General features: G+C 54.2%; 23 protein-coding genes. 9 read left to right on the top strand and 14 right to left on the bottom strand.

What is annotated here, in order from left to right; translation table 11 throughout:
- Positions 1–26: 26 nt before the first annotated feature.
- The 3 genes from GN242_RS14045 to hutH all read right to left on the bottom strand — a co-directional run bounded on the left by GN242_RS14045 (position 27) and on the right by hutH (position 4556).
- On the bottom strand, positions 27–1181 hold the full coding sequence (locus tag GN242_RS14045; RefSeq protein WP_154752015.1) for a M20 aminoacylase family protein: 1155 nt from the start codon (positions 1179–1181) through the stop codon (positions 27–29).
- 121 nt (positions 1182–1302) lie between these two features.
- Complete coding sequence (gene hutU / locus GN242_RS14040) at positions 1303–2988, bottom strand: urocanate hydratase (protein WP_154752014.1); 1686 nt, start codon at positions 2986–2988, stop codon at positions 1303–1305.
- Positions 2989–3011: 23 nt separating this feature from the next.
- Entirely contained in the window at positions 3012–4556 is a 1545-nt protein-coding gene (gene hutH / locus GN242_RS14035; protein WP_154752013.1) for a histidine ammonia-lyase, read from the bottom strand.
- Between the two features lie 301 nt (positions 4557–4857).
- On the opposite strand from hutH, the gene hutC reads away from it, so the two are divergent.
- A complete protein-coding gene (gene hutC / locus GN242_RS14030) occupies positions 4858–5613 on the top strand; it encodes a histidine utilization transcriptional repressor HutC (protein ID WP_154752012.1) in 756 nt (251 codons plus the stop codon).
- Between the two features lie 558 nt (positions 5614–6171).
- Here the strand turns inward: hutC and GN242_RS14025 are convergent.
- Complete coding sequence (locus GN242_RS14025; protein ID WP_154752011.1) at positions 6172–6717, bottom strand: HutD/Ves family protein; 546 nt, start codon at positions 6715–6717, stop codon at positions 6172–6174.
- A complete protein-coding gene (locus GN242_RS14020; RefSeq protein ID WP_156287694.1) occupies positions 6714–8069 on the bottom strand; it encodes a formimidoylglutamate deiminase in 1356 nt (451 codons plus the stop codon). Before GN242_RS14020 ends, GN242_RS14025 begins: the two co-directional genes overlap by 4 nt.
- An 81-nt stretch (positions 8070–8150) precedes the next feature.
- Here GN242_RS14020 and hutI point away from each other — a divergent pair, with 81 nt between their 5' ends.
- Positions 8151–9368, top strand: coding sequence for an imidazolonepropionase (gene hutI / locus GN242_RS14015; protein WP_156287693.1), 1218 nt, complete (start codon positions 8151–8153; stop codon positions 9366–9368).
- Positions 9365–10153: an N-formylglutamate deformylase gene (hutG, locus tag GN242_RS14010; protein ID WP_156287692.1), complete on the top strand. Its 789-nt coding sequence runs from the start codon at positions 9365–9367 to the stop codon at positions 10151–10153. Before hutI ends, hutG begins: the two co-directional genes overlap by 4 nt.
- 48 nt (positions 10154–10201) lie before the next feature.
- Here the strand turns inward: hutG and GN242_RS14005 are convergent, their stop codons facing one another.
- Both GN242_RS14005 and GN242_RS14000 read right to left on the bottom strand, forming a co-directional pair.
- The gene (locus GN242_RS14005) at positions 10202–10723 is read right to left on the bottom strand and encodes a 5' nucleotidase, NT5C type (protein ID WP_154752007.1); all 522 of its coding nucleotides are present in this window, start codon (positions 10721–10723) and stop codon (positions 10202–10204) included.
- A 103-nt stretch (positions 10724–10826) separates the two neighbouring features.
- The gene (locus GN242_RS14000) at positions 10827–11456 is read right to left on the bottom strand and encodes a flavin reductase family protein (RefSeq protein WP_156287691.1); all 630 of its coding nucleotides are present in this window, start codon (positions 11454–11456) and stop codon (positions 10827–10829) included.
- Between the two features lie 103 nt (positions 11457–11559).
- Here GN242_RS14000 and rlmF point away from each other — a divergent pair, with 103 nt between their 5' ends.
- Positions 11560–12489, top strand: coding sequence for a 23S rRNA (adenine(1618)-N(6))-methyltransferase RlmF (gene rlmF, locus GN242_RS13995; protein ID WP_154752005.1), 930 nt, complete (start codon positions 11560–11562; stop codon positions 12487–12489).
- Between the two features lie 230 nt (positions 12490–12719).
- On the opposite strand, the gene glnQ is transcribed toward rlmF, so the two are convergent.
- The 5 genes from glnQ to rhtA form a co-directional block, all read right to left on the bottom strand.
- Complete coding sequence (gene glnQ / locus GN242_RS13990; protein WP_156287690.1) at positions 12720–13442, bottom strand: glutamine ABC transporter ATP-binding protein GlnQ; 723 nt, start codon at positions 13440–13442, stop codon at positions 12720–12722.
- Positions 13439–14098, bottom strand: coding sequence for a glutamine ABC transporter permease GlnP (glnP, locus tag GN242_RS13985; protein ID WP_154752004.1), 660 nt, complete (start codon positions 14096–14098; stop codon positions 13439–13441). Before glnP ends, glnQ begins: the two co-directional genes overlap by 4 nt.
- 93 nt (positions 14099–14191) lie before the next feature.
- A complete protein-coding gene (gene glnH, locus GN242_RS13980; protein WP_154752527.1) occupies positions 14192–14938 on the bottom strand; it encodes a glutamine ABC transporter substrate-binding protein GlnH in 747 nt (248 codons plus the stop codon).
- A 355-nt stretch (positions 14939–15293) separates the two neighbouring features.
- On the bottom strand, positions 15294–15797 hold the full coding sequence (dps, locus tag GN242_RS13975; RefSeq protein ID WP_154752526.1) for a DNA starvation/stationary phase protection protein Dps: 504 nt from the start codon (positions 15795–15797) through the stop codon (positions 15294–15296).
- Positions 15798–16165: 368 nt separating this feature from the next.
- The gene (gene rhtA, locus GN242_RS13970; RefSeq protein WP_154752003.1) at positions 16166–17062 is read right to left on the bottom strand and encodes a threonine/homoserine exporter RhtA; all 897 of its coding nucleotides are present in this window, start codon (positions 17060–17062) and stop codon (positions 16166–16168) included.
- A 376-nt stretch (positions 17063–17438) separates the two neighbouring features.
- On the opposite strand from rhtA, the gene ompX reads away from it, so the two are divergent.
- Positions 17439–17948, top strand: a complete 510-nt coding sequence (gene ompX / locus GN242_RS13965; RefSeq protein WP_154752002.1) for an outer membrane protein OmpX — start codon at positions 17439–17441, stop codon at positions 17946–17948.
- Positions 17949–18025: 77 nt separating this feature from the next.
- On the opposite strand, the gene GN242_RS13960 is transcribed toward ompX, so the two are convergent.
- Together GN242_RS13960 and GN242_RS22020 are read right to left on the bottom strand one after the other, a co-directional pair.
- Positions 18026–19606: a phosphoethanolamine transferase gene (locus tag GN242_RS13960; protein WP_154752001.1), complete on the bottom strand. Its 1581-nt coding sequence runs from the start codon at positions 19604–19606 to the stop codon at positions 18026–18028.
- 233 nt (positions 19607–19839) lie between these two features.
- Positions 19840–19947: a hypothetical protein gene (locus GN242_RS22020; RefSeq protein WP_508610811.1), complete on the bottom strand. Its 108-nt coding sequence runs from the start codon at positions 19945–19947 to the stop codon at positions 19840–19842.
- Between the two features lie 207 nt (positions 19948–20154).
- On the opposite strand from GN242_RS22020, the gene mntR reads away from it, so the two are divergent.
- From mntR to GN242_RS13940, 4 genes are all read left to right on the top strand, one after another.
- Positions 20155–20604: a manganese-binding transcriptional regulator MntR gene (mntR, locus tag GN242_RS13955; RefSeq protein WP_154752000.1), complete on the top strand. Its 450-nt coding sequence runs from the start codon at positions 20155–20157 to the stop codon at positions 20602–20604.
- Between the two features lie 127 nt (positions 20605–20731).
- Positions 20732–21847 (top strand): SLC13 family permease, encoded by a 1116-nt coding sequence (locus GN242_RS13950; RefSeq protein WP_154751999.1) that lies wholly within the window; start codon positions 20732–20734, stop codon positions 21845–21847.
- 110 nt (positions 21848–21957) lie between these two features.
- Positions 21958–23085: an HlyD family secretion protein gene (locus GN242_RS13945; RefSeq protein WP_156287689.1), complete on the top strand. Its 1128-nt coding sequence runs from the start codon at positions 21958–21960 to the stop codon at positions 23083–23085.
- Entirely contained in the window at positions 23082–24650 is a 1569-nt protein-coding gene (locus tag GN242_RS13940) for a DHA2 family efflux MFS transporter permease subunit (RefSeq protein WP_154751997.1), read from the top strand. Before GN242_RS13945 ends, GN242_RS13940 begins: the two co-directional genes overlap by 4 nt.
- The last annotated feature ends 1 nt before the right edge of the window (position 24651 follow it).

Here is a 24651-nt window from a genome sequence, read left to right as displayed (position 1 = left end):
TCTACTGCGGAGTGGAATGTGCGGAACTAGCGGGGCAATAACTGCCCGACCAGCGCCGTCCACAGAGCAATACCCGGACCGATTAATGCATCGTTAAAATCATAACGCGCATTGTGCAATGGCGCAGAAGGTGTGGTGCCATCGGCTCCCAGCCAGAAATAGGCACCCGGACAGGCTTCCAGCATACAGGCGAAATCCTCCGAGGCCATTGACGGGCTGAGGTTCCAGTGAACCTGCTCTGCGGGAAGCAGCGTTAGCGCACAGTCGCGCACCTTTGCGGCTTCCTGCGGATGGTTGGCGGTAACCGGATAGTCGGTCTGATAAATAATGCTGCCTTCAATCCCCAGCGGACGGGTGAAGGTGGTAACAAATTCGTCGATCATCTGGCGAACCCGCACGCGGACATCCGCCTGAAGGCAGCGCAGCGTGCCGCGCAGCGTTACCGTTTCCGGGATCACGTTAACCGCTTCGCCACCGTTAATCTGAGTGATGCTGACTACCGCTGATGCCAGCGGTGAAAGACGACGGGCCGGTATCGTTTGCAGAGCCAGAATCAGCTGGGCGGCGGCAACAATGGGATCTGCACCGTTTTCGGGCATCGCCGCATGGCAGCTGCGTCCGTTCAGGGTGATTTCAAATGAATCCAGCGACGCCATCATCGCTCCTTCATTGACCGCCACATGGCCAGCAGGCAGGCCGGGCCAGTTATGCATGCCGTAGATAGCATCCATCGGGAACAGGGTAAATAACCCTTCTTCAACCATGCGACGCGCACCGCCGAGATTTTCTTCAGCAGGCTGGAAGACGAAGTGAACGGTGCCGCTAAAATTGCGGGTGTTGCTGAGGTGTCTGGCCGTTGCCAGCAGAATTGCCGTATGCCCATCGTGGCCGCAGGCGTGCATTACTCCCGGCTGCGTTGAGCGGTGAGGAGGCTGACCCAGCTCAGTCATCGGCAGCGCATCCATATCTGCCCGCAGACCAATGGTCGGGCCGGGGCCGTTTTCCAGCGTCCCGACCACACCCGTTCCTGCCAGTCCGCGGTGTACCTGAAGCCCCATCGCTGTTAACTGTTCCGCTACCGATTGCGACGTATGATGCTCCTGATAGCCCAGCTCCGGGCGGGCATGAAATGCCCGGCGCCAGCCGGTAGCTTCATCAATAAGCGAAACGGGAATGACCATGGTTACTTCTCCTGTCAGGGGCTGTGCTTTCCAGTTAGCGGACAAAAATAAGTTAGCATAAAACGGAGAAAGAAAGGGGAGGCGGTGAGAAAAACGGGCCTGAGGACAGGCCCGCGCAGGGTTATTTAATCATTGGCAGATTGAGTTCGTGCTCACGGGCGCACGCTTTGGCATTCTCATAACCCGCATCTGCATGGCGCATGACGCCGGTGGCCGGGTCGTTCCACAGTACGCGGCCAAGGCGCACATCGGCTTCCGGGGTGCCGTCGGCGACGATGACCACCCCCGCATGCTGTGAGAAGCCCATCCCTACGCCACCGCCGTGATGCAGGCTGACCCAGGTAGCACCGCCTGCGGTGTTAAGCAGGGCATTCAGCAGCGGCCAGTCGGAAACTGCATCCGAACCGTCCATCATCGCTTCGGTTTCACGGTTTGGTGATGCCACCGAGCCGCAGTCAAGATGATCGCGTCCGATAACCACAGGAGCCTTCAGCTCACCGTTGCGCACCATCTCGTTAAAGGCCAGCCCGGCGAGATGACGCTCTCCCAGCCCAAGCCAGCAGATACGTGCAGGCAGCCCCTGGAAGGCAATGCGTTCCTGCGCCATATCCAGCCAGCGGTGCAGGTTGGTGTGATCCGGGAACAGCTCTTTCAGTTTGGCATCAGTCTTAAAGATATCTTCCGGATCGCCTGACAGAGCGACCCAGCGGAACGGCCCTTTGCCTTCACAGAACAGTGGACGAATATAGGCCGGAACAAATCCCGGGAAATCAAAGGCATTTTTCACCCCTTCATCCAGCGCAACCTGGCGGATATTATTGCCGTAATCTACGGTAGGGATACCCATATGGCAGAAGTCGAGCATTGCCTGCACGTGCACTGCCATTGAGGCGCGTGCCGCTTTTTCGACAGCTTTCGGATCGGACTGGCGGGTAGATTCCCAGCGCGCCAGATCCCACCCTGCGGGCAGGTAGCCGTTAACTGGATCATGGGCGGAGGTCTGGTCGGTGACGATATCTGGTTTCATACCGCCGGCTTTGGCACGTTTTACCAGTTCCGGCAGGATCTCTGCGGCGTTGCCCAGCAGGCCGACGGAAATAGCGCGTTTTTCCTTATTGGCTTTGTCGATAATCGCCAATGCTTCATCAATGGTGAAAGCTTTATAATCGAGATAGCGGGTGCGCAACCGGAAATCGATACGCGATTCCTGACACTCTACTGCCAGCACGGAAGCACCGGCCAGCACGCCCGCCAGAGGCTGTGCGCCGCCCATGCCGCCCAATCCGGCGGTCAGGATCCATTTGCCAGCCAGGTCGCCCTGATAGTGCTGACGGCCTGCCTCCACAAAGGTTTCAAAGGTTCCCTGCACGATGCCCTGAGCACCGATATAGATCCAGGAGCCGGCGGTCATCTGCCCGTACATCATCAGGCCAGCTTTATCCAGCTCATGGAAATGATCCCAGGTAGCCCAGTGTGGCACGAGGTTAGAGTTAGCAATCAGCACGCGCGGCGCATCAGCATGGGTGCGGAACACTCCCACCGGCTTACCGGACTGCACCAGCAGCGTTTCCTCAGGTTGCAGCGCTTTCAGTGAGCGCAGGATCTGTTCAAAGCACTCCCAGTTACGTGCCGCTTTACCAATACCGCCGTACACCACCAGGTCTTCCGGACGTTCAGCCACATCCGGATCAAGGTTGTTCTGGATCATGCGATAAGCCGCTTCAATCAGCCAGTTGGCACAATTCAGCTCACTGCCATGCGGGGCACGCACGGTACGTGCGACAGCTTTTTTTACGGATTCAGTCATGGTTTATTCCTCTCAATACAGGCTTAATGCGCACGCGCAGGTAACAGGGCAGCGATAGCTTCTGGCCATTGATCTGCACCAGCCCACAGACGCATCTGCTCGATATCCGGTGCCATCAGGCGGTCTTTTTCCAGGTAAGGTACGCGCTCGCGGATGGTCGCCAGAATCTGTTCCAGCAGCGGGGAACTTTGCAGCGGGCGGATAAAATCAATGCCCTGGGCGGCGGCCATCGCTTCAATACCGACGACGGCGGCGGTGTTGAAGCACATGGCACCCAGACGGCGTGCGGCGTAGGTCGCCATCGACACGTGATCTTCCTGATTGGCCGAGGTTGGCAGGCTGTCGACGCTGCCGGGATGAGCCAGGGATTTATTTTCAGAGGCCAGCGCCGCCGCCGTGACCTGTGCGATCATAAAGCCGGAGTTAACCCCGCCGTCATTGACCAGGAACGGTGGCAGACCGGAAAGGCCGGTATCCAGCATCAGCGCCAGACGGCGCTCAGAGATGGCACCAATTTCGGCGATGGCCAGCGCGATAATATCGGCAGCAAAGGCTACTGGCTCGGCGTGGAAGTTACCGCCGGAAATCACTTCGCCGGTATCGGTAAACACCAGCGGGTTGTCGGAGGCGGCATTGGCTTCAATCTGCAACACTTTTGCCGCATGGTTAAGATTATCCAGACACGCACCCATCACCTGCGGGACGCAGCGGATCGAATAAGGATCCTGAACGCGGCCACAGTTAGCGTGTGAAACGAGGATTTCGCTCCCTTCGAGCAGCGAAGACACCGCTGCGGCAACCTCAATCTGCCCCTGCTGGCCGCGAGCTTCATGGATACGGTGATCGAAAGGTTTAATCGAACCTTTAATGGCTTCCAGCGACAGAGCACCCGCCACCAGACCGGCGGCAAACACATTCTCTCCCTCGAACAGGCCGCGCAGCGCCAGCGCCGTCGATACCTGAGTACCGTTCAGCAGCGCGAGACCCTCTTTTGGCCCCAGTACAAAGGGTTGCAGTCCGGCAAGTGCCAGCCCTTCTGTTGCCGGGATCAGCTTACCCTTTACCCTTACTTCGCCTTCACCCAGCAGCATCAGCGACAGGTGCGCCAGCGGGGCCAGATCGCCCGAGGCTCCGACTGACCCTTTTTCCGGGATGCACGGCATAATACCGGCATTAAACAGAGCGATAAGCCCATCGACCAGCTCGATCCTGATCCCTGAATGACCGCGCGCCAGGCTAATCACCTTGGTGGCCATAATCACGCGCACCACATCATCCGGTAACAGATCGCCCAGCCCAACGCTATGTGACAGCACCAGGTTACGCTGCAATTCAGCCAGGCGCTCCGTTGGAATGGTGGTTTGCGCCAGTTTGCCAAAGCCCGTGTTGATGCCGTAGGTCACTTTGCCCTCTTTAACGATGGCGGCCACGGTAGCACTTGCCTGCTGAATACGGTTGCGCGACGTTTCGTCCAGCGCCAGTGTGACGCCCCCGCGATAGATAGCTTTGAGGGTGGCCAGCTCCACCTTACCCGGTGTCAGCAGGCAATGATGCGTAGTCAGTGACATGGTATACTCCTGTATAGACAACTTGAGTTGTGAAATGTTTGTAATGAAGTCGAAGACGAGTGAATCACATGTGTATAGTCTTGTCTATACAACCAGCAAGAGTTGTGCCAGCTACGTCACAAAACAAGTGATACAGGTAAGAGGCGGCATCGAAGGGAATAGTTCAACAAACCACTAACAGCAGGCATCCCTGGCTGCACCATTCACAGGCATATTGCCCGGTACTGGTGCAGCCAGGATGTCTATACATATCAGAATTTAGCCAGTAAACTGCCGTTATTAGATCATTAAGGAATCCGCTATGGTTGCGCAGACTGCCATTTCACAACTTTCAGCAGCCATGAGCGATCAGCCTGCACCAATATACCTGCGAGTGAAGCAGGCAATTATCAGCCAGATTACCGAAGGAGTCTGGAAAGCTAATCAGCGTGTGCCGTCAGAGAGTGAGCTGGTCAATGAGCTTGGCGTCAGCCGGATGACCATTAACCGCGCACTGCGTGAGCTGACCAGCGAAGGTTACCTGATTCGTATGCAAGGGGTGGGCACTTTTGTAGCCGAGGTGAAGGGCTACACAGCGATGCTGGAAGTGCATAACATCGCGGAAGAGATCGCCCAGCGTGGACATCGTCACAGCTGCAAAATTATTACGCTGCGGGAATGCAAAGCAGACCCTGAGCAGGCGGCAGTGCTGGGATTAAGCACCGGCCAGTCGGTGTTTCAGTCGCTGATGGTGCATTACGAAAACGAGCAGCCAGTGCAGCTCGAAGAGCGGCTGGTGAATCCTCAGATGGCCCCGGATTATCTGCATCAGGATTATGATAATCAGACGCCATACACCTACCTGATGCGCGTAGCGCCCCTTACGGCAGGCGAACATATCGTAGAAGCAGTGCTGCCAGATGCCCGGCAGTGCCGCCATTTAGCCATTGAACCCCACGAACCCTGCCTGCTGATACGGCGTCAGACCTGGAGTGACAGTAAGATAGTTACTTACGCACGCCTGTTGTATCCCGGATCCCGCTATAAGCTGTTGGGCCGCTTTAAAGGTCATGGCTAATAGCCGTCATACTTCGAGCCGCAGCTGTGTTGGCTGCATTTGCTCACCCGAATCACTTACTAATGTAAGCTCAGATAGCCGTCATAATTCGAGCCGCAGCTGTGTTGGCTGCGTTTGCTCGCCCAAATCACTTACTGATGTAAGCTCAGATAGCCGTCATAATTCGAGCCGCAGCTGTGTTGGCTGCGTTTGCTCGCCCGCATCACTTACTGATGTAAGCTCAGATAGCCGTTATACTTCGAGCCGCAGCTGCGTTGGCTGCATTTGCTCGCCCGAATCACTTACTAATGTAAGCTCATCGGGACTCACGCATTTGCCGCCTTGCTGCATCTCGAATTATTTAGGCTATTTTATCGTCATACTTCGAGCCGCAGCTGCGTTGGCTGCGTTTGCTCGCCCGAATCACTTACTGATGTAAGCTCATCGGGACTCACGCATTTGCCGCCTTGCTGCATCTCGAATTATTTAGGCTATCCCTAAAATATCCCTAAAATATCCCTAAAATATTTCTAAGATATTTAGACTTTATTCTTCGCCTGAATCCACTCCTGGCACTTTCTATCGAGGGATTAGCTTACCCCATAACAATTGCGCATTCGCCGAAGCCGGAATAAATGTCCCGGCGTTATTCTCCCACCAGGCTCCCTGACCTGCTGCCAGCAGGGTTTGCTGATGCTGCCAGTGACCCGCAAGGACATAAACGACTCCGGCGGCTGTCGCTACAGGTGAGAAGGGGGCGGTAGTGATACCGGCCTCAGGCTGATAGATATCGCGTCGCGCCATAATATTAAAATCAGTGCTGGTCTGGGCAGCAAGGCGGGCGCTGATCGCATCTTCTCCGGCAAAAGCAAAGGGCTGGTGCAGACCCAGCTGGTGGTAAAGATTACCGTGACGATAGAGCGCTACTTCGCCGCTCAGTAGCGTGATGATGCGATCAATGCCGGGAAACAGTGAGAAGTCGCCGTCAGCAGCAATAGTGGCAATGCTGATGCGCCACTCAAAGTCGGCCAGACCGGGTGGGTAGCTGACAATTTCACGAGTTTCTCCGCCGCCGTTACGCCATCGGCTGGCGGGGAGTCTGCTGCTGTCGTACAGATGAATCATTGCAATGCCTCCAGAGCTTCACGCAGTCCGGCATCAATTTCTGCCTGCTGTGCGTGTTGCCCGGCGCAGATGCGCTGCTGCCCGGCGACAAACACGTCCTGAATCTGGCTGCGGTTGCCGGCAAACAGCCAGCGGTTGAGTACGGAGGCATCCTGAGTGAACTCCAGCTGCGCATCGCCGCCTAACACCAGCCAGTCAGCGCGGTAGCCTGGCTGCAGGCTGCCAATTTTCACGCCACAGGCCTGGGCACCCCCTGCCAGTGCCTGCTGATACAGTACTTCGCCCACTGAGGGTTGCTGTGCGGTTACGATACGGTTACGGCGGTGGTCACGCAGGCGCTGGCTATACTCAAGCCAGCGCAGCTCCTCAACAACATCCAGTGAAACGTGGCTGTCGCTGCCAATTCCCCAGCGGCCACCCTGTGCAACATAGTGGGTGGCGGGGAAAATACCATCGCCGAGATTAGCTTCGGTGGTCGGGCATAATCCGGCGACGGCACGGCTGGCAGCAAGACCTGCGATCTCCTGTTCATCCAGATGTGTGGCGTGGATCAGGCACCAGCGTTCATCCACTGCGAAGCGATTCAACAGCCAGCTGACCGGGCGTTCTCCGCACCAGGCCAGCGAGTCGTTAACTTCTTTTTCCTGCTCGGCAATATGAATATGTACCGGAAGATCGTCAGGGCTGCCTGCCAGAACTTCACGCATCTGCTCTTCGCTGACTGCACGCAAAGAGTGGAAGCACAGGCCGTGATTGAGTAACGGGCGTCCTGTAATCAGCTGTTGCAGGCGCTGCTGCTGATCAAGATAGCCCTGAGTGTCCTGAATAAAACGCTTCTGTCCTGGTTGTGGGGGCTGGCTGCCAAAGCCGCTGTAGCTGTAGAGCACCGGCAGCAGCGTCTGGCCGATACCGCTGCGTTCAGCAGCATGGATAAGCTGGCGTAACATGGCATCGTCAGCGTAGGGCTGGCCATCAGGCTGGTGGTGCAGGTAATGGAACTCGGCCACCTGGGTGTAGCCGCCTTTCAGCATATCAACATAGAGATGGCTGGCGATGGCACCTGTCTGTTCAGGCGACAGGCGCTGAACCATGCGGTACATCAGTTCGCGCCATGTCCAGAAACTATCCTGCGGATTACCCGCTACTTCAGCCAGTCCGGCCATCGCCCTCTGGAAGGCGTGGGAATGGAGATTGGCCATTGCAGGCAGTACGGCACCATTAAGACGCTCTGCATCCTCGGGCGAACTGTTGGCGGTGGTGGCGGTAATCATGCCCTGGTTGTCGACGTCAATCAGTACATTATGTTGCCAGCCATCGGCCAGCAGGGCGCGGGTCGCAAAAAAACGAGTCATGGTTGCTTCCTGAGCAATGAGGTTGTATATACATATACATACTTATAGATCAACAGTAAAGTGCGCAACGTGGGAGAGCCGATGAATCAGCAATTCAACTGTGACCATCTCTGGTATGGGGCTGATATTGTCACTATGCAGGATGGCCGCTACAGCATTATTGAAAAGGGTGCGATAGCCGTCAGCGGTGAAGAGATTGTCTGGGTCGGCCCTTATGCAGAAAGCTCACAGATTCAGGCCAGCCAGCGCACTGACCTGGGCGGGGGGATAGTCACCCCTGGCCTGGTGGATTGCCATACCCATCTGGTATTCGGCGGCGATCGCAGTCATGAGTTTGAACAACGCCTGAATGGGGTCAGTTACAGCGAGATTGCTGCCCAGGGCGGAGGGATACTCTCTACCGTACGTGCGACCCGTGGCGCATCGCAGGCGCAGCTGGTGGCGAGTGCACGTCAGCGCCTGGAACATCTGCTGGCGGAGGGGGTTACCACCGTAGAAATTAAGTCGGGCTATGGGCTGGAAGTCGCCAGTGAGCTGCGTATGTTGCAGGCTATACGCCAGCTGGCACAGCAGGTTCCCGTGCAAATTGAGGCGACCTGTCTGGCGGCTCACGCAATACCTCCCGAATATCAGCAGCAGTCCGATGCCTGGGTAGATGTGATTTGTGATGAGCTGCTGCCTCAGGTGGCGGCAGAAGGTCTGGCGGATGCGGTGGATGCTTTCTGCGAGCATCTGGCATTTTCACCGGAGCAGGTGCGGCGGGTGTTCACAGCGGCACAGCGGCTTGGGCTGCCGGTGAAGCTTCATGCCGAGCAGCTCTCGTCGCTGGGCGGCAGTACGCTGGCGGCAGAGTTTAATGCGCTGTCGGCAGATCATGTGGAATACGCTACAGAAAGCGATGTGGCTGCTATGGCACAGCACGGTACCGTTGCCGTGCTGTTGCCTGGTGCTTTCTATCTTCTGAGGGAAACCCAGCGCCCGCCTGTTGAGCTGTTCCGCCGCTATCAGGTGCCAATGGCGCTGGCCAGCGATGCGAATCCGGGCACGTCACCGGCTCTGTCGCTGCGCCTGATGCTGAATATGGGCTGTACGCTGTTTGGCATGACGCCAGAAGAGGCGCTGGCTGGCGTAACGCTGCACGGTGCGCGTGCGCTGGGCCTTGACGATCGTCTTGGTTCGCTGGAGGCTGGCAAGCTGGCGGATTTTGTCCACTGGCCGCTGGCACGTCCGGCTGAACTGGTTTACTGGCTTGGCGGGCAGCTGCCTTGCCGGGTAATCTTTCGTGGAGAACAACGATGAACGCTTATCAATTCAGCGGTGGTTCACTGCCGCTGCTGCTGAGTATTCCCCATGCAGGCACCATGCTGACCCCAGAAGTTGAGGCGGGTCTGAGCGCCGCTGCACAAGGGCTGTGTGATACCGACTGGCATATTCCGCAGCTGTATGATTTTGCCCGTGAAATGGGCGTCAGCGTGCTGGTGGGGAACTACTCACGCTTTGTTATTGATCTGAACCGTCCGCCGGATAATCAGGCGCTCTACACCACGGCTACCACCGGACTCTATCCGGAAACCCTTTTTGATGGCACGCCGACTTTTGCGCCGGGTAAAACCCCAACAGCGGCTCAACGTGATAGTTACCTGCATCAGATCTGGCAGCCGTATCATGAAAAAATTCAGCAGGAGCTGGCGCGCATCAGGCAGCAGTTTGGTTATGCGTTGCTGTTTGATGCGCATTCGATCGCATCGGTTATCCCGCGTTTATTTGATGGCAGACTGCCGGATCTGAACCTGGGAACCAATGATGGCGCAAGCTGTAGCGAAGCCATAGCGCAACAGCTAACCGCATGCTGTGCCGCACAGTCGCGCTACAGTTGGGTGCTGAACGGGCGCTTCAAAGGGGGCTACATTACCCGCGCTTACGGTAAGCCGCAGGATAACCAGCATGCAATACAGCTGGAGCTGGCGCAGTGTAATTATATGGATGAGCAGCCGCCATTTAACTGGCGCGGCGACAAAGCGGCCTCGCTACAGCCGCTGCTGAAGCAGCTGATTGAGACGATGCTACAGCATCACAAAAAATAAGAAAATCTCTGGGCGCGAGTACGCTGCGCCCTGGCTTATCGACAGCGATTACAGCAGCAGTGTTTCTATTTCCTGCCAGTTTTCCACGCGTCGGTAGCCCGTCACATGGCGGTTGTGGGGGGCCGAATAGAGAATGCCTTCCCCGCAGAAATTGGCAAAGTTAATCACATTGTCATCAATCATATAGTCAGCGTTAATGATACTTTTGTTGCCGCAGAAGACGATGTTACTGGGTTTGATTGCCGGGAAATGTTGTTTCAGCCACTGGAACTTGGCGTTGAATGAGGTCGGTACTTCCATCGCTGCGGTGGTAATAAAGATCTCATAATGTTCACTCAGCCGGGCAATGACCCGCTGACTGTCGGCGATTACCCCTAAATCGGCAAAGAAGGTCGGGTCACCAACCAGTTCAAATATTTCTACCAGTTTATCCGGATCATCCTGATGCAGATTAAACAGGTTCAGCTCGTCCAGCGTCAGCTGCTGTGAAAAATGAGCATTCCAGGTCGCTAACATCTTAGGATGAAAATCAGCGATAACCTCATCCATATCGATAGCAATGCGTTTCATAATCACTCCATGACAAATTGTTTTTGAACCGGGGATAATAGCAAAGAAGCCCGCAGGGAGCACACTGCGGGGGAGGCTGCGAGGAAAAAGCTACAGAAAATCGTTAATTGCGCGCATCAGGCCTGACCAAATCAAATCGCAACGCTTCGCTGATACCATAATAGGCGGAGGGGCCACCCGCCCGCAGGATCGGCTCTGCTTTAGCCGTTTGATAGATGCCGTCGACCAGCAGATCCAGATCTATATGGATCGCCACCACTTCGCCCAGCACCAGCCAGGTGGGGATCTGCTCACCATCGGCGGTGTGCAGCTGGATGCACTGCGAGAGCCGACATTCGAAATTAACCGGGCTTTCGGCCACCATGCTGACGTTCACCAGGCTGGCGGGCAGGGCGGTCAGCCCCGCAAAGGCAAATTCATCTTCACCGTGAGGAAGAGACGCTGAACTCTCATTCATCGGCACCGCCAGCGAACGAGTGGCCAGGTTCCAGACAAATTCCCCGGTTTCAACAATATTTGCCACACTGTCTTTCCAGCCGCTGCTGGCGAAACCAATGATCGGCGGGCGGTAATTGAAGCAGTTAAAGAAACTGTAGGGCGCGAGATTGCGCTGCCCGTCAGCACTCTGTGAACTGATCCAGCCAATCGGACGTGGGCCAATAATCGCATTGAGCGGATCGTGCGGCAGGCCGTGGCCCTCTTTGGGCTGATAGAAATGACGGGTGCGGGACATACAAGCTCCAAAATAGACAAGATGAGACGGAAAAACGTCACCGATGGTTTACCATTATTACCACAGCAGGTATCTTACGCGCCTGCTGACAAGAGAGTGGCCAATGAAAACCCCTGCTGAAAAAAATGTTCTTCACCCACGTAACCGCCATAGCGGTCGCTATGATTTTGCTGCGCTGATTGCCAGCCATCCGCCCCTGGCACCTTTTGTGGCGGTCAATAACTGGGGCAGCGAGTCCATAGACTTTGCGAATCCTGAGGCGGTAAAGGCGCTGAACCAGGCGCTGCTGCGCCATTTTTATCAGATTGCCCACTGGGACATCCCGGAAGGTTTCCTCTGCCCGCCAGTGCCGGGGCGTGCCGACTACATTCATCACCTGGCTGACCTGCTGGCGGAGGATAACCGCCGCGTGATACCTCGTGAAATTAACGTGCTGGATATCGGCTGTGGCGCTAACCTGATCTATCCGCTGATCGGCTATAGCGAATACCAGTGGCGCTTTACCGGTAGTGAAGTCAACGAGCAGGCGTTTGCCTCTGCTAATGCCATTATTGCCGGGAATCCCGGCCTTAACCGCGCCATTCGCCTGCGTCGTCAGAAAGATACTAACGCGATTTTCACCGGAGTGATTCACAAAAGCGAGCTGTATCAGGCCGTGCTGTGTAATCCGCCGTTCCATGCATCCGCCGCCGATGCCCGCCAGGGTAGCCAGCGTAAGCTGCGCAATCTGGGGCTGGATCGTCACTCTCCGCTAAACTTCGGCGGGCAGCAGGATGAGCTGTGGTGTGAAGGTGGGGAAGTGGCATTTATCAAACGTATGATCGACGAAAGCGCCAGCTTCGGACGTCAGTGCGTATGGTTCACAACATTAGTTTCACGCAAGGAGCACCTGCCCGAGCTGTGGCGCGCGCTGGAAGAGGCCGATGTGGCAGCCATGCGCACCGTGGAAATGGCGCAAGGGCAGAAGCAAAGCCGGTTTGTTGCCTGGAGCTTTATGGAGCAACCACAGCGCACCAGACTACTGAATAAGTAAACGCACTATTTCACTGCTGCCAGCGATTCAAAGCTGGCGGCACCGTCAATACAGGTTCCTGTCTGTATTACTGCATCGTCTGGTGCGCAGCTTCAATTCCCGCAGCACCAAAGTCTCCTGTCATGGCGCACAGCACAGAAGTATCAACCTTCAGTCAGGTCAGAATGGGAAACGGCAAATTTTGAGATAAAGATGAAAGCAGGGGCGAATATGCATCCGCCCCTGAAAGATTATGACACGTGCTGTAAGAACTCACGCAGACGGGCGCTGGGCGGGTTGGAGATCAACTCGTCAGGGTTACCATCTTCAGCAATACGGCCTTTATCGATAAAGATCAGGCGCGAGGCAACCTTCTGAGCAAAGCCTACTTCGTGAGTGACGATCACCATTGTCATCCCTTCTTCAGCCAGATCCTGCATGACTTTCAGCACTTCGTGACGCAGTTCCGGATCCAGTGCAGAGGTAGGTTCATCGAACAGCATCATTTTCGGTTTAACCGCCAGCGCACGGGCAATCGCTACGCGCTGCTGCTGGCCACCAGACAGCTCGGAAGGGAAGTGGTTAGCGCGTTCAGCTAAACCCACTTTGCCCAGCAGTTCACGTGCCAGACGCTGTGCCTCGGCTTTCTTTGCCCCGCGTACGCGGATGGGGCCGAAGGCAACGTTATCCAGCGCGCTCATCTGTGGAAACAGATGGAACTGCTGGAACACCATACCCGCTTCCTGACGGATCAGGCGGTCGTCTACTTTCGGGTCATTGACTTTTTTTCCGTCAACGATCAGCTCGCCGCTGGTGATCTCTTCCAGCTTATTGATGCAGCGTAACAGCGTGGATTTACCGGAGCCGGACGGGCCGATAATCACCACCACTTCGCCCTGGTTGATTTTCAGGTCGATATCATGCAGAACCTGGGTTGCACCGAAGTGCTTGGAAACATTTTTAAATTCAATCACAGGATTTTCATCCTTCTCTCAAGGCGACGCAGAACGAAACTCAGCACCAGCGTAATAATCAGATAGATCACGGCAACGGCGCTCCAGATTTCCAGCGCGCGGAAGTTACCGGCAATAATCTCCTGCCCCTGACGGGTCAGTTCTGCCACGCCGATCACGATAAACAGTGAGGTGTCCTTGATGCTGACAATCCACTGGTTACCCAGCGGTGGCAGCATGCGGCGCAGCGCCAGCGGCATAATCACGTAGCGCAATGTCTCACGGCTGGAGAGGCCCAGTGCCAGACCGGCTTCACGGAAGCCACGGTTAATCGACAGTACCGCACCACGCGTAATCTCAGCGATATAGGCACCGGAGTTAATCATGATGGTCACTACTGCGGCAGTGAACGGGTCGATCCTGAGATCGGGCAGTGCCATTGGCAGTGCAAAATAGATAAACATCACCTGTACCACAATCGGGGTACCACGGATCAGTTCAATGAAAACCAGCGCGATATTGCGTGAAAGCCAGCCACCGTAGGCGCGGGCAAAGCCAGCCGCCAGACCGATGATCACGCCGCCAAGCAGACCGAGGACTGAAATCCACAGGGTCATTTTGGCGCCTTCAAGCAGGATTGGAATAGCAGGCCAGATGGCGCTCCAGTCAAACTGCATGTTTATTCTCCGGATCTAATACCATTTTTGTTGATGTGGAAAAACGCAGGAGCTTAACGCTCCTGTCGTTAAAGGCATACCTTTATATTCTTATTATTTTGGTTCGCTGCCGAACCATTTCTTGTACAGGGTGTTATAAGTGCCGTTTTCACGCAAAGTTTTCAGTGCGCCGTTCACTTTTTCACGCAGCTCGTCGCTGCCTTTAGGGAAGGCAATGCCGTACTGCTGGGCTTCGATAGATTCACCTACGGCTTTGAACTGGCCTTTACCTGCGGTGTGGATAAAGTAAAGAATGTTTGGTGTATCGTGCAGAACCGCATCAGCGCGGTTGGTGCCGAGTTCCATATAGGCATTGTCGATATTCGGGAACTGACGCAGATCTTTAAACTTGATGTGCTGTTTAGCATAGTCAACAGATCCGGTGCCGCTCTTCACTGCCACCACTTTACCGTTGAGGTCATTGATGCTTTTAACCGCATCGTTGCCAGCTTTTACCATCACCAACAGGCCGCTTTTGTAGTAGCCGTCAGAGAAGTCGATAGCTTTCTGGCGTTCAGGGGTAATGGTAATACCGGCCAGGGCCAGGTCAACGTTGCGGGTTTGCAGGGCGGGAATAATGCCGCTGAAGTCCATTGGCTTCAGGGTGTATTCCATTTTCAGTTGTTTAGCAATCGCATCCCACAGGTCAACGTCGAATCCGACATATTTGTCACCCTGTTTGAATTCAAATGGCACGAAAGCGGTATCGGTAGCAACAACCAGTTTTTTGTCAGCAGCCGTGGAAGACATAGCAAACGCCAAAGTCAGCGCAGCAAGAGAAACCTTAAAAATTGACTTCATCATTTTATCCTTATCGCTTCTCGGGAAAGGTCTTTCCCGATTAAATGCCCGCAGCCCTATGAAAGAATCGTGCCAGTTTTTCAAAAACAATGAAAAACAGCGGGTTAAAAGTGATTTTTCTTCAACAGGCTGGCAAGGCTCAAAGTGATGCACTGTTATGGTGCCCCACTATGGTGCGCTGTGTTCATTGTGGTGCAGATGCAGTTTTAGCAAATTACGCGATAAAAACAACTGATAGTATCGATGGGAATTAATTTATTGTCACACAGTGCTTACTTTGGCAACATTTTAGCAAAAAAAAGGCAGATGGATAACCATCTGCCTGAGAGCATGATCGCATTACAGCATTATGAACTTATTCGATATTAGACTCGATGAACCACAGGAATTTATCCAGATCGCGTGATGCAGCGGTAAAGATATCGGCGGTATCTTCATCAGATACTTCACTGATGGCTTTACGCGTGTCATTAGCAACAATGGCATAACGTTCTGCCAGTGCTTTCAGATGATCCTGCACGCTGTGAATATTCAGCGGATAGCTTTTCAGCGGAGTCTTGTCGGCCACAATCTGAGTGGTACCCAGCGCAACGCCGCCCAGCTGTACAACACGTTCTGCAATGGTGTCCTGGTGCTCGGTGATGGCTGTACGGAAACCGTCGAGCATCTCATGTACGCCAATAAAGTTAGCGCCACGCATGTTCCAGTGAGCCTGTTTAGTAATCAGCGACAGGTCGATAAATTCGATAACCAGACGATTAAGCACCTCAATAGTGGCTTTTTTCTCGTCATCGGCCACATCGTTGCGGGTGTAAATCAGATCAGAAGATTTTGCTTTAACCAGTTTAGCGGTACTCATCATTAATATCCTCTTGATAGTCAGGTTGTCCTAATTGAATACGGGATTAAGTATAGCACCGCATTCTGACCTTGCAGAAAAGTTGCTACCTATTGATGGAATAGCGCGTATCTGTTGATGAAATTAAAAGCATTGGTGAGCAGGGAATAATAAAAATACGAATGATTGTCATTTGTTTTTTGATTTTATCTTGATGATTTTAAATGGGTATTTAATGCGGCTGTGGGTGCAGCGATGGTTTAAGCGATATTAGTATCAAAGTGTTTCAACAGGGTTTAATTAACCTGACTGTCATAAAGCTGTCTGCGAAATAAAAACCTTAGCGTTATTCTTCAGCGGGAAATTATCTTCCCGCAGAACAGTGCCATTTACTCTTTAATTTCTCCCACCGGATCAATCGCCTGTTTAGCCGGACGCATTGTCATGGTGGAGCCAGCCGAGGCCGTGATAATTGCCAGCAGCGCCAGCCATTGCGGCAGCGTCAGCACTTCTCCCAGGAACAGCATGCCGGAAATAGCAGCCATCGCCGGTTCCAGACTCATCAGCGTACCAAAGGTGCGCGCGGGCAGGCGCGTCAGTGCCACCATCTCCAGCGAGTAGGGGAGTGCGCTGGAGAGCACCGCAATCGCGAGACCAACAGGAATAAGAGACAGGCTCCAGACCCCGGGGTTGGCGTAAACCAGCCCCAGTGGAACGAATACCAGTGCGCCAATCAGTGAACCAGCCGCTGCGGTCGCCGGGCCGTGCTCGCTGCCTGCCCGTTTGCCGGTAATAATATACACTGCCCACAGCGCCCCCGCCGTGAGTGCATAGAGTGCGCCAAGCGGATCAACGCTGTCGATGCTGTGCCCGACAGGCAGCAGGAAATAAAGCCCAAGTACTGCCAGCCCTACCCAGAGAAAATCGAGCGGACGCCGTGAACCGGCCAGGGCCAGCACCAGCGGACCGGTGAACTCCAGCGCTACGGCGATACCCAGCGGCACAGTGCGTATGGACAGATAAAATGAGTAATTCATCCCTCCCAGCGCCAGACCATAAATCACCAGTGGCAATATCTGGTTGCGCTGAAAACGCAAACGCCAGGGTTTAAAAATAGCGCAAAGGATGATGGTTCCTAAACCAAGACGCAGAGCGGTGATACCAGGAGCACCCACGGTAGGAAACAGCGTTTTTGCTAAAGCTGCGCCGCCCTGGATTGAGGTCATGGCGATAAGAAGCACCAGCACTGGTAGCCAGATAGCGTTTTTTACGTGTGAAGAAGACATCCTGTAATCCAGCCTTTGTTGATCCGTTCGGGGGGGAAATCTTACTGTGACAGTGTACTGGAAGGTGGTGCTAAACCCAGTAATGAGAGAAAAAAAGTGAAAAAAAATCTGGCAGATCGGCAAAAAACAGATCCAATTCAGTAAAGAACTGTCAGGTTTTATTAGGAATTATCTTAATGACGGTTTTTTTACAGATAAAATAGAAGGCAGAAGAAAACAACAAATATAAGTAGAATGAATGACATAGAAAGCATCATTAACTTTCTGTTACACCAAACATTCTGTTAGACAACAAAATCGGGGCAGAGTTTCTTGCTGATTTTTGTTATATTTTCAGCGTTGTCAGGAGAGTAGTACTTTCACATTTGAGGTGGTTATGAAAAAAATTGCATGTCTTTCAGCATTAGCTTGCGTACTGGCAGTATCTGCTGGTTCAGCAATGGCACAGAGCACCGTTTCCGCTGGTTACGCTCAGAGCGACTATCAGGGCGTAGCTAACAAAGCTAACGGTTTCAACCTGAAGTACCGTTACGAGAACGGTAGCGATGCACTGGGTTGGATCGGCTCTTTCACTTACACTGAGAAAGATCGTACCGATGCAGGCGACTACATCAAGGGCCAGTACTATGGCGTTACTGGTGGTCCAGCTTACCGTCTGAATGACTGGGCAAGCATCTACGGTGTTGTGGGTATCGGCTATGGCAAATACCAGTACAACGAACCAAACCGTGAAAAATATGATTCAAGCGACGTAGGTTTCTCCTACGGTGCTGGCATGCAGTTTAACCCAATCCAGAACATTGCTCTGGACGTGGGTTACGAGCAGAGCCGTATCCGCAACGTTGACGTTGGCACCTGGACTGCTGGCGTAGGTTACAGCTTCTAAGTTGTTAACCGCAAGTCCGTATTCCGGACTCACGTTGAAGAATCCGCCCTTCGGGGCGGATTTTTTTTGTCTGAAAATTATTTACCGAAGGGATCCTGCTGTAGTTGACTGAAGGGCAGGCGCTTCAGAGCAAAGTTGGTCACCTCAATCGGCGGAGCTTTCTCCCGCGATACAAAGCGATAGCCCGGTTTAATCTCCTGTGTCTGAATTCCTGTCCACTGCGAAAACAGCGCCATAAAGTCATTGGCGGAGCGCGGCGTATCAATGACCTGATGGCGGTTGTCCTGGCTTGAACTGATAAACATTGGCACTTCGAAATTCTGACGATACTTATCATCATGGGCCAGATATTCGTTGCGCGTCCCTTTCTCTTTAAAGGCCAGCCCGTGATCGGAAAAATAGATCATCGAGAAGGTTAAACCGCTACTGTGTAACTGCTGCCAGAGCTGTTGCAGGAAACCATCGGTCTGCGTAATGCTGTAGAGATAGCAGGACGTTTCCAGTGAGTTCAGGCGCTCAACAAAGCGGCCACGGGTACGATCGCAGGCCTTAGGGTGTGAACCCACAAGGTGATAGATCAACAGGCGTGGGCGATCTACCGGGCGTGCCAGCGCCTCAGGGGTATAACTCAGCAGGTCTTCATCACGGGTACTTTTGTCTGCTTCGAAGTCGCCACTTTTAAGAAAATGTACATTTTTGGCCCGGCGCGCAATGCTGGCAATCGGCGTATCATACTGACCAATCTGGCCCTGATTCGATAACCACCAGGTATCAAAACCGGCGCGATTAGCGAGGGTAACAATGTTGTTCTGATACTCTGGCTTACCGTCTACCACCTGGTTGAGCGTTAAACCCAGTGATTTCTGGGTGGAAGATGCTGCCGACGTGTAGCGGGTAAAAAATTGCCCGTTAAGCTGGCTGGCAAACGGCGTATTATCCCAGCGTCCGCCAAAAGCGCCCAGCGCATCACGACGTGCGCTTTCTCCAATCACCACCACGTAAATCTGCTGCTGTGGTTTAACACCAATTACATGCCAGTCATCTTTCAGCGTAGCCAGCTGACTCATGCGGTCGATCTCGTTATCCACCGACAGCTTGCTCTCCACCGTATCTTTGACAAATCGCGCCAGCGGGAAGCCCGTGTCCTTCAGATTAAACACGCCACCGGTAAGCTGGTTCATCACCGGCTGCGTCACCCATGCAACCAGCACAAAAGCCAGACAGGCGCTTTCCGCATGCCCCCACTTCTGTTTTGGCAGCGGTTTGCGCTTTAACGCCACCACACCCACCGCCAGAATTGCCAAGCCGATAAAGTAGTCGTGCAGCGGGAAGATCAGCAGTATCTCGCTGGCTTCTTCCACGTTGGTCGCATGCAGCGCCAGCAAGGTATTAAAGTTGGGCGCGCCGTAGACCTGACCAAAAGGATAATAAAATCCCGCAATTAACGCGGCGACGGCTATCAACACTTTCTGCGTTTTTGGGGCCACCGCCGCCAGCAGCATGAGCAGCGCCGTGAACGCAAGGCTGTACAAACCGCTTAACGGATAGCCGAAGGACAGGTTAATCAGGACGGATAACAACAAATACAGCCCAACATACGGGCTAACCCAGGCACGGTAGCGGCCTGCTGTAGCAGTTTTAATTAGTGTCAGATTCATTATTGGTTCTTATTAGGGAAAGCTTATAGCGGCCATTCAGTTCGACGCTGAAGTGGCAAACTGCCCGATACAACTCGTAAGATCATGGGGGATGGGGAGGGATGAAGCCCAATCGGCCTGCACTCTTTACGAAAGGCTGGCACGATAATCGCTGTTTTACTGAAAGGCAACCAGCAATATCAATAAGTTCTGTGAAGTAACAAACAAAATAGTTTCGACGGGGTATCAGCGGCTTAAGAAGCCTGCCGTGCAGGCTTCGGATTAAGCAGCATTTCCAGCAGCATCAGCCGGAGTGTAAACGGTGAGCGGCAAAATAATCTTAATAACAGTGGGAGTTTCATCTGATGCTCCTCCGGTCAATCAGGATATGAACGAATTATCATCAGGTATAGCACAGGCTATATCTTATAGCCATAGCTAATACGCTAAATTTTGTGCTGGCCTGCGGTTCGTTTACAATGTGGCACACAACAGATCGGTGCGGCCGTTTACCCGTCATCAAGACGTTTAGGTATATACTCCATCGGTTGAAAAGAAGAGGAAGTTTAATGAGTCGTCGCGCAAAAGTTGCAGTGCCCGCGCCACTGAAAGATATTGAAGAGCATGTCGAGGGCTTCCGCCAGGTACGTGAGGCGCACCGTCGTGAATTAATCGATGACTATGTAGAGCTGATCTCCGATCTTATCCGCGAGTTTGGCGAGGCCCGTCAGGTAGATATGGCCGCCCGACTGGGAGTATCGCAGCCAACCGTGGCTAAAATGCTGAAACGTCTCGCTACTGGCGGGCTGGTTGAGCAGGTGCCTTACCGTGGCGTATTTCTGACGCCAGAAGGGGAAACCCTGGCAGAAGAGAGCCGGGAACGTCACCACATTGTTGAGTCCTTCCTGCTGGCACTGGGTATCAGCCCGGATACCGCGCGCCGCGATGCCGAAGGCATTGAACATCACGTCAGCGATGAAACGCTGTTGATCTTCAGAAAATTTAGCGAAAGTCGTTAATCAACTCCACTCCTCCACTCACTGACGTTATCTGCTGTGGCTCTGAACAACTTTGCCCTAAAAGCGAAGGTGAAGCGGTCAAACAGTATAGCGTCAGCGATAAAGGGAATTAATATGGCGCGCCAGTATGACCTCTCTGCTCAGACCTTTTTTGCACGATCGTTTTTTGCATCTGTTGGTTATTCTGGGGCTGATACTGGCCTGCTTTGTTCCGTTCCGGCTGGCGGACTTGCCCGGCGCGGTTGACTGGCCGACTATTATCACACTCTGCGGCCTGCTGATGCTGACCAAAGGCATTGAAGCCAGCGGCTATTTTGATGTGCTCGGACGCCGCCTGGTGCAGGGATTTCGCCATCAGCGTCAGTTAGCGCTGTTTCTGGTTGCCGCTGCGGCACTGCTCTCGACCTTTCTGACCAATGATGTTGCGCTGTTTATTCTGGTGCCGCTGACGCTCTCGCTACGTAAATATTCCGCGCTGCCCATCGCGAGATTAATTATTTTTGAAGCGCTGGCAGTCAATGCCGGTTCGCTGCTGACGCCGATCGGCAACCCGCAAAATATTCTGCTGTGGCGTCACGGTGACGCGGGCTTTGTTGGTTTTATCTGGCAGATGCTTCCGCTCGCCGCCTGGCTGGTTGTCAGCCTGCTGCTGCTGACAGCCTGCTGCTTTCGTGCAAAGAAAATTGAGCAGCATGAGACGCAGCAGACGCCCCCATGGGAGCACCGCCTGCTGTTTGCCAGTGCGCTGCTCTATCTGCTGTTTATCACGGCGCTGGAGATGAACCTCGCGATATGGGGGCTGCTGCTGGTGTTCGTCACTTTCCTGATTCTGGCACGCCGCATCCTGTTAAGCATCGACTGGAGCCTGCTGGTAGTCTTTATCGCGATGTTCGTTGATGTGTTCCTGCTAACCAGACTGCCGCTCATTCAGTCCTCCCTGCATCTGGCAGAGCAGCTACCCGCGGGTGGGCAGTTTCTGCTTGCGGCAGGGCTATCGCAGGTGATCAGTAACGTCCCGGCGACCATTTTGCTGTTGAGCAGCCTGCCGCCATCGGTGCTGCTGGCATGGGCAGTAAATATCGGTGGTTTTGGACTGTTGCCCGGCTCGCTGGCGAACCTGATTGCGCTGCGGATGGCAAAAGATCGCGCTATCTGGTGGCACTTCCATCTCTATTCGCTGCCGATGTTACTCTGGGCCCTGATCAGTGGATGGGCGCTGTTTTTGTTTATTTATGCGGCCTGACCTCAGGCAATTCCGGTTTTGTCAGTAAACCCTGGCATTTGTCAATTTAGGCCCTATGTTTAAACCAGACTGAATTATTGCGCCCCTCCTGCAGGGGCAGCCTTTTACAGATGGATATTATGGCTAATCAAACACCCTCTGCACCCGATGATGAAAATCTGCATCAGCATGATGCTTCACAAGATGAAGAAACTCCCCGCAAGCGCCCTGGTAAAAAGCCTCTCATAATACTGGCCATTGTTGTGCTCGTAATGCTGATTGTGGCGCTGTGGTTCTGGCTGACTACACGCAATATCGAAACCACTGACGATGCTTTTACTGAAGCAGACGCCGTGACTATTGCGCCGAAAGCCTCTGGTTATGTCACTGAGCTACGTGTCAAAGATAACCAGCGGGTGAAGAAGGGCGACCTGCTGGTGGTAATTGATCCGCGTGATACGGCTGCCCAGCGCGATCAGGCGCAGGCGCAGCTTGGTCTGGCTCAGGCCCAGCTGCATCAGGCCCAGGCCCAGTTAGAACTGGCGCGAGTGCAGTACCCGGCGCAGAAAGATCAGGCACTGGCGCAGTTAGCCCGGGCGCAGGCAAACTATCTTAATGCTCAGGCTGACGATAAGCGTCAGCGTGGCGTTGACCCGCGAGCGACCTCACAACGTAATATTGATGCAGCAAACGCGCAGCTGCGCAGTGCCCGGGCGGAGCTGGCCAATGCACAGGCACAGGTCGAAGTAGCCTCGCAGGTGGCATTACAAATTCGTCAGCAGGAAACCAACGTAGAAGCACGTCAAAGTCAGGTGCAACAGGCTCAGGCGCAGCTCAACACCGCTAACCTGAATTTATCCTATACCGAGGTGCGTGCTCCATACGATGGTTTTGTCACCAAACGCAATGTGCAGGTGGGGACCCTGGTGCAGGCCGGATCGTCGCTGTTTTCACTGGTTTCGCCGGACGTATGGATCGTGGCGAACTTCAAAGAGTCGCAGCTGGCACGGATGAAACCGGGCGACAGAGTGGAAATTGGCGTTGATGCCTGGCCGGATATGAAGCTGGAAGGGCATGTAGACAGCGTGCAGATGGGCAGCGGATCACGCTTTTCTACCTTCCCTTCAGAGAATGCCACCGGTAACTATGTGAAAATCGTCCAGCGTGTGCCGGTCAAAATCGTGATTGATAAAGGGCTGGATCCGAACCGCCCGCTGCCGATTGGCCTGTCCGTTGAACCTAAGGTCACGCTGGAATGAGTTCCGGCCAGAGCTGGAAGCCAGCCAGTAATCCGTGGCTGGTCGCCATGACCGTCACGCTGGCGGTGTTTATGGAGATCCTCGACACCACCATCGTTAACGTGGCCCTGCCGCATGTGGCAGGCTCGCTCTCGGCCAGCTACGACGAATCCACCTGGGTGCTGACCTCCTATCTGGTAGCTAACGGTATCGTACTGCCCATCTCCGCCTTTCTCAGCCGTCTGCTGGGGCGCAAACAGTTTTTCCTGATCTGCATTGTGATGTTTACCGTCTGTTCGTTTCTGTGCGGCATTGCCACTGAGCTGTGGCAGATCATTCTGTTCCGTGTGCTACAGGGCTTCTTCGGCGGCGGTTTGCAGCCGGTACAGCAGTCGGTGCTGTTGGACTATTTTAAAGCGGAAGATCGCGGTAAGGCTTTCGGGCTGTCGTCAATCGCGGTGATCGTAGCTCCGGTACTTGGTCCGACGCTGGGTGGCTGGATCACCGATAACTACAGCTGGCGCTGGGTATTCTTTATTAATATCCCGGTAGGGATCCTCAGCGTGCTGGCGATTTATCAGCTGCTGGAAGATCCGCCGTGGGAGCGTAAATGGGCTAAGGGCAAACTGAGCATCGACTATATCGGCATCAGCCTGATTACTCTCGGGCTCGGCTGTTTGCAGGTGATGATGGATCGCGGTGAAGATGAGGACTGGTTCCAGTCAGGCTTTATTGTCACCTTCGGTCTGCTGGCGCTGACGGGTATTGTCGGGGCAATTTACTGGCTGCTGTATGCTAAGAAACCGGTGGTCGATCTGCACGTGCTGAAAGACCGTAACTTTGCCGTGGCCTGTCTGCTGATGGCGGGAATGGCGGCGATACTTTACGGCAGTTCGGTAGTCATCCCTCAGCTGGCACAGCAGGATTTGGGCTACACCGCCACCCTCTCCGGACTGGTGCTGTCGCCCGGGGCCGTGCTGATTGTGCTGTCGATCCCGCTGGTGCTGAAACTGATGCCGATCGTGCAGACGCGCCTGCTCATCGCCTTCGGCTTTATGCTGCTTGGAGTGTCGTTTATCTACTCGTCGCGGCTGACGCCGGATATCGACTTTGCCTCACTGGTGTTAATGCGCAGCTTCCAGACCATTGGCCTTGGGTTCCTGTTCGTGCCGCTCACTACCATCGCCTTTGTCACCATTCCCCAGCGGCTTAATGCCGATGCCTCGGCGTTGTTTACCATGTTCCGCAACGTCGCTGGTTCGATTGGTATTTCGCTCTCTACTGCCATGATCACCGAGCGTTCCCAGGCGCGCAGCGCGCAGATGGTGCATAACATGACACCGCTGAACGAGCCGTTCAATCTGACCGTGGAGCGCTGGGCGCAGGGTATCCGGGACTTTGTGCATATGGCGGGTGATCCGGTGACGCTGGCGACCGGCCAGCTGTATAAACAGATGATCGTGCAGGCGCGCTTCCTCGCCTATATCGATGTATTTATGGGCCTCAGCATCCTTGCCCTGGTTCTTATTCCATTTTGTCTGCTACTGGCGCCAATCAAGAGCCAGGGCAGTGCAGGAGCACACTGAC

Origin of the sequence: Erwinia sorbitola (assembly GCF_009738185.1) — a bacterium.
GTDB lineage: Bacteria > Pseudomonadota > Gammaproteobacteria > Enterobacterales > Enterobacteriaceae > Erwinia > Erwinia sorbitola.
This window is presented reverse-complemented; position numbering and strand designations above follow the sequence as displayed.